Here is a 6,069-nt window from a genome sequence, read left to right as displayed (position 1 = left end):
CCCCAGTACCGAACCGGAGCGGCACCCAACCCGCACCAACAAGCACCCGGCCCGGGGAAACAGGCAACCCGCACACCCAAGCCCCGCCGGCGATTGAGGCGGCGCCCACCCCGGGCGGGGCCCGGAAGGGAAGGGGGTCAGGGGACGGCCTGGCCCGAGGGGGCGTCCGCGTCGGTGTGGTGGGGGGACGGGTGGCCGGCGGGCGGGCCCGGCTGGGCGTGCGGGAGGGGGTGGGGCTGAGGCTGTGGGTTCGGCTCCGCGGCGGCCGGCGAGGGCGCCGGCGCCGTGGCCCGGGGCTGCCGGTGCCAGCCCCGCTCCCCGCGGGCCCGGAGCCAGGCGGTGGCCTCCTGCGGCGGCATCGCGGCGGCGACCAGCCAGCCCTGCACCGCGTCACAGCCCAGATCCCGCAGCCGCTCCCAGGTCTCGTCGTCCTCGACGCCCTCCGCGACCACGAGGAGGCCGAGGGAGTGCGCGAGGTCCACGGTGCAGCGGACGATCTCCGCGTCCTCGTTGTCCACCGCGAGGCGGGCGACGAAGGAGCGGTCGATCTTCAGCTCGCTGACCGGCAGGCGGCGCAGGTGGACGAGGGAGGAGTAGCCGGTGCCGAAGTCGTCCAGGGACATTTTGACGCCGTGGTCGGTGAGGCCGGCGAGGGTGTCCGCGGCCCGCTGCGGGTCCTCCAGCAGGACGTGCTCGGTTATCTCCAGCTGGAGGGAGCCGGCCGGCACGCCGTGCCGGGCGAGGCGGGCGGCGACGGAGCCGGCGAAGCCGGGGGTGTGGACGTCCCGCGGCGAGACATTGACCGCGACCGGGACGAAGAGGCCCTGCGAGCGCCACTTCGCGACCTGCGCGAGGGCGGTGTCGAGGACGTACTCGGTGAGGTGGGGCATCAGGCCGGAGGACTCGGCGATGGCGATGAACTCGTCCGGGGGGACCCGGCCGCGGTCCGGGTGGACCCAGCGGACCAGTGCCTCCAGGCCCGCGACATGGCCGTCGAAGCGGACCTTGGGCTGGTAGTGGAGCTCCACCTCGCGCGCGTCCAGCGCCCGGCGCAGGTCGCCGAGGAGGCCGAGCCGGTCGGGGGTGTTGCTGTCGCGCTTGGATTCGTAGACCTCGACGCCGGTGCGGTCCCGCTTGGCCTGGTACATCGCGACATCGGCGCGGCGCAGCAGCCCTTCCGCGTCGAGTGCGTGTTCGGGGAAGACGGCGACGCCGGCGCTGGCCTCCAGGACGAGGGTGAGGCCGTCGAGGTCGAGGGGTGAGGAGAGCTCGGTGGCGAGCTGGCGGGCGACCCGCTGGGCGCTGGTGATGGAGTCGGCGGTGGGCAGCAGGACGGCGAATTCGTCCCCGCCCAGCCTGGCGGCCTCGGCGCCGCGCGGGAGGGCGTGTTTGAGGCGGTGGGAGATCTGGAGGAGGAGGCGGTCCCCGGCGAGGTGGCCGAGGGTGTCATTGACCGAGCGGAATCGGTCCAGGTCGATCAGGACGAGCGCGGCGCGGGTGCCGTGGGTCTCGGCCTCCTCCAGGGCCGCCCAGGTCCGCTCCAGCAGCCACTGCCGGTTGGGCAGGCCGGTGAGCGGGTCGCGGAGCTGTTCCTCGGCGCGGGCGCGGGCGATCCACAGGGTGGAGTCGAGCGCGATGAGCGGGACGGCGAAGAGCGGCAGCACCAGGGGCATGGCGACGGCGACCACGCAGATCAGCGGGGCGATGCCGAGCAGGGCGATCGCGACGAGGCCCTGCCGCAGCAGGGCCGTACGGGCGATGGTGGGGAGGCCGCCGCCCTGGGGGGCGAGGACGTACCAGAGGAGCAGCCGGGTGACCGCGAGATACGTCGTGGCCGCCAGGATCACTTCGGGCGCGGCCTCGATACCCCAGTGGAGTGGGTCCCAGGGGTGTTCGACGGAGGGTGAGGCGCCGAAGAGGTTGAGTACGAGGGCGGCGGCGCCGATGCCGAGTATGTCGGCGGAGCCGTGCAGTATTCCGTGGCGCCAGCGGTGGCGGCGGGCGGTGCCGACGAGGGCGACCACGGCGAGGCTGACGAGCCCGGCGGGGATCCAGCCGTAGAGGAGGAGGACGGCGATGGTGAGGGCGGCGCCGGAGCCGGTGCCGCCCCACCAGCGGTCGCGGCCGAGGGCCACGAGGTGGCCGACGATGATGCCGGTGAGCAGGGCGAGGGTCCAGCCCACGGTGGAGCCGGGGAAGAGCGCGCGGTCCGCGCGGACCGCGCCGGTGAGGCCGGTGGCGAGAAGGACCATGGCTCCCGTGACGACGGCCACGGAGAGCCCGGGTGCCCTGCCGGTGAGGCCGGCAAGGGCTGCGAACCCATGCGGCCGTGGGACCGGGGCGGCGCTCTCGGTCGGTTCCATTCCCGTCCCTCTCACAGCCGGCGGTGCCGATGCCTGGCGATGGTTCCTTTTCTCATGCCACCACGACTGAAACGCCATCACACAGCCGTGCACGACAGGCGCGCTTCTCAACAGTAGGCCGCGGGAGGGTTCGACGGGCAGCGCTCTACTGCTCTTGCCCGAATGCGACCTGGCCACCCTTATCCATCTGGTATGCGCTGAACGGGTGACCTGTACCGGTCGTTCCCCATCCGCCGAGGACGTCCGGTTCCCGCCCCTGGCGCTCGGGGGAACTCAGGGGGCGCGCCCTCTCCCGGCACCGCGCACGCCCCCTCCATCACGCCTCCTGCGGCACTGCCGCCTCACGAGCCGCGTCCGGTCCCTCCTGAAGCAGCACGGCGAAGCCGCCCTCGTCCAGAACCGGCACCTTCAGCTGCATGGCCTTGTCGTACTTGGATCCGGGGTTCTCTCCGACCACGACGAACGAGGTTTTCTTGGAAACAGAACCGGTCACTTTCGCACCGAGGCTCTGAAGGGCCTCTTTTGCGCCATCCCTGGTGTGGTTCTCCAGGGTGCCGGTCACCACGACGGTGAGACCTTCGAGCGGGCGGGGTCCTTCGTCCTCGCCGGCGCCCTCGTCCTCCAGCCGGACCCCGGCCTCGGCCCAGGCCCGGAGGATCTCCTCGTGCCACTCCTCGGCGAACCACTGCTTGAGCGAGGCGGCGATGATCGCGCCCACTCCCTCGGTGGCGGCCAGCTCCTCCTCGCTCGCGGCTCTGATGCGGTCGACGGAGCGGAACTGCCGGGCCAGCGCCTCCGCCGCGACCGGCCCCACATGGCGGATGGAGAGTCCGGTGAGGATGCGGGCGAGCGGGCTGTTCTTGGCGGCCTCGATGTTCACCAGCATCGCGGCGGCGTTCTTCTTCAGCTCGCCCTGCTGGTTGGCGAAGACGGAGACGATCTTGTCCTCGCCGGTCTTCGGGTCCCGCTTGGGCAGCCCGCTGTCCTGGTCCAGGACATACGCCCGGATCGGCAGGAGCTGCTCGGCGGTGAGGGAGAAGAGGCCGCTCTCGTCCTTCAGCGGGGGTTCGGCGGGCTCCAGCGGCTTGGTGAGCGCGGCGGCGGCGACATAGCCGAAGTTCTCGATGTCGAGCGATTTGCGGGAGGCGAGATAGAACAGCCGCTCGCGCAGCTGGGCCGGGCAGGACCGGGCATTGGGGCAGCGGAGGTCGACATCCCCCTCCTTCATCGCCTTCAGCGGGGTGCCGCACTCGGGGCACTCGGCCGGCATCTCGAAGGGCTGTTCCGTGCCGTCGCGGAGCTCGGCAACCGGGCCCAGGATCTCGGGGATGACGTCCCCGGCCTTGCGGAGGACCACGGTGTCGCCGATGAGCACCCCCTTGGCCTTGACCACGTCCTGGTTGTGGAGGGTGGCGAACTCGACCTCGGAGCCGGCCACCTGGACCGGCTCCACCTGGGCGTAGGGGGTGACCCGGCCGGTGCGGCCGACTCCGACCCGGATGTTGACGAGCTTGGTGTTGACCTCCTCCGGCGGGTACTTCCAGGCGATCGCCCACCGGGGCGCCCGCGCGGTGGAGCCCAGCCGGCCCTGGAGCGGGATCTCGTCGAGCTTGACGACCACGCCGTCGATCTCGTGCTCCATGGAGTGGCGGTTCTCGCCGTAGTGGGCGATGAAGGCGCGGACGCCCTCCAGGGAGTCGACCACCTTGTTGTGCCGGGCGGTCGGCAGACCCCACTCGCTCAGGAGCTCATAGGCGTGCGACAGACAGTCGATGTCGAAGCCCACCCGGGCGCCGATGCCGTGCACCACCATGTGCAGCGGCAGGGTGGCGGTGACCTTCGGGTCCTTCTGCCGCAGCGATCCGGAGGCGGAGTTGCGGGGGTTGGCGTACGGCTGCTCGCCCGCCGCCACACGGCGTTCGTTGAGCTGCTGGAATTGGTCCATCGGGAAGAAGACCTCGCCGCGGATCTCCACCAGCTCCGGGATCCGGTCCCCGCTCAGCCGCTCCGGGATGTCGCGGATGGTGCGGACATTGGGGGTGATGTCCTCCCCCACCCGGCCGTCGCCCCGGGTCGCCGCCCGGACCAGCCGCCCCTTCTCGTACGTCAGATTGACGGCCAGGCCGTCGATCTTGAGCTCGCAGAGGAAGTGGAAGTCGGGGGTGCCGGCATCGCGGGCGACCCGCTCGGCCCAGGCCGCCAGCTCCTCCTCGTCGAAGGCGTTGTCGAGCGAGAGCATCCGCTCGCGGTGCTCCACCTTCGCCAGATCGGTCTCGTAGTCGCCGGCGACCTTCTGGGTCGGCGAATCCGGGGTGCGCAGGGCCGGATACTCGTCCTCCAGCGCCTCCAGCGAGCGCAGCAGCCGGTCGAATTCGGCGTCCGTGACGACCGGGCTGCTCTTCGCGTAGTAGAGGGTGCGGTGCTCCTCCACCTGCTCGGCCAGCGCGGCATGGCGCTCCCGGGCCTCGGCGGGAAGCTCCGCCGCGGCCCCGGTGGCCGCCTCGGGCAGCTCGGCCGGCCCCTCCTCCTCCGGCACGGGAACCGGCTCCGGCTCCGATGCCGCACGCGCCGTGGACGGATCGTCCGGCCCGGCCTCCGACAGGTCCGTCCGCTGCTCTTCGCCAGCCACCGTTTCGTCCTTCCGATTCCCGGCAACCACTACTCAGGGTTGTCCGCGAGTGATCTCGCCGCACGGACGCAGAGGTCCAGCGCGGCCCGGGCGTACGCCGGTGAGGCGCCCGCCAGACCGCAGCCGGGAGTGACCACCACGGACTCGGCGAGAGTCCCCGGATTCAGCCCCAGCCTGCGCCACAGCTTCCGTACACCCATGACGCTACCCGGCGCCTCCGACAATGCGGTGTCGGTGGGCGGCACGACGCCCGCGAAGAGCTTCAGTCCGTCCTCGACCGCCTCGCCGATCACATCATCGTCACGCTCGGTGAGCAGCTCGAAGTCGAAGGAGACGGCGGCGGCACCGGCCCGGCGGAGCAGGGCGAAGGGGACGTCCGGGGCGCAGGAGTGGACGACCACGGGCTCGTCGGCGATCAGTTCGCGCAGTGTGGACTCGACCACCTGCCGGTCCACCGCACGGTGGGTGCGGTAGCCGCTGGCGGACCGGACGTGTCCGCGCAGTACGGCGGTGAGGGAGGGCTCGTCGAGCTGGAGGACGATCCGCGCGTCCGGCATCCGGCGGCGCACCTCGGCCAGATGTGTACGGATCCCCTCGGCGAGGGAGGCCGCGAGGTCGCGGCAGGCGCCGGGGTCGGAGAGGACCGCCTCGCCGCCGCGCAGCTCCAGCGCGGCGGCGAGGGTCCATGGACCCACGGCCTGGACCTTGAGCGGGCCGGCGTATCCCTGGGTGAATTCCTCCAGTGCGTCCAGATCCTCCCCGAGCCAGGAGCGGGCCCTGCGGGTGTCGCGCCCCGGCCGGTCGCTGATGCGCCAGCCGCTGGGCTCGACATGGGCGTACATCTCGACCAGGAGGCCGAGACTGCGCCCGATCATGTCGGCGCCGGGGCCCCGGGCGGGGAGTTCCGGCAGGAAGGGAAAGTCTCCGAAGGTTCCGGTGACGGTCTTGGCGGCCTCGCGCGCGTCGCCGCCGGGCATGGACCCGACGCCGGTGGCGGGGCCCCAGCTGAACTCATGCTTCTCGCTCACCCGCGAAGCGTACGGGGCGGCCTCCGGCCGGGGTGCGGGGGCGGGGGCG

At 72.2% G+C, this 6,069-nt stretch carries 3 protein-coding genes; all 3 read right to left on the bottom strand.

Annotation, left to right across the window (positions count from 1 at the left end; translation table 11 throughout):
• Positions 1 to 137 precede the first annotated feature (137 nt).
• The 3 genes from AAFN69_RS22745 to AAFN69_RS22735 all read right to left on the bottom strand — a co-directional run bounded on the left by AAFN69_RS22745 (position 138) and on the right by AAFN69_RS22735 (position 6,020).
• Complete coding sequence (locus AAFN69_RS22745; protein ID WP_347730521.1) at positions 138 to 2,252, bottom strand: bifunctional diguanylate cyclase/phosphodiesterase; 2,115 nt, start codon at positions 2,250 to 2,252, stop codon at positions 138 to 140.
• Positions 2,253 to 2,679: 427 nt separating this feature from the next.
• Positions 2,680 to 4,872, bottom strand: coding sequence for an NAD-dependent DNA ligase LigA (gene ligA / locus AAFN69_RS22740; RefSeq protein WP_347730520.1), 2,193 nt, complete (start codon positions 4,870 to 4,872; stop codon positions 2,680 to 2,682).
• Between the two features lie 149 nt (positions 4,873 to 5,021).
• Entirely contained in the window at positions 5,022 to 6,020 is a 999-nt protein-coding gene (locus AAFN69_RS22735) for a methionine synthase (protein WP_347730508.1), read from the bottom strand.
• Between the last annotated feature and the right edge of the window lie 49 nt (positions 6,021 to 6,069).

The sequence above is a fragment of the Streptomyces sp. CAU 1734 genome (assembly GCF_039888735.1).
Classification (GTDB): Bacteria; Actinomycetota; Actinomycetes; order Streptomycetales; family Streptomycetaceae; genus Streptomyces.
This window is presented reverse-complemented; position numbering and strand designations above follow the sequence as displayed.

What these genes read in the sequence shown, in the direction of transcription:
- AAFN69_RS22745 (WP_347730521.1), bottom strand. Translation starts at nt 2,252, where the DNA reads ATGGTCCTTCTCGCCACCGGCCTCACCGGCGCGGTCCGCGCGGACCGC.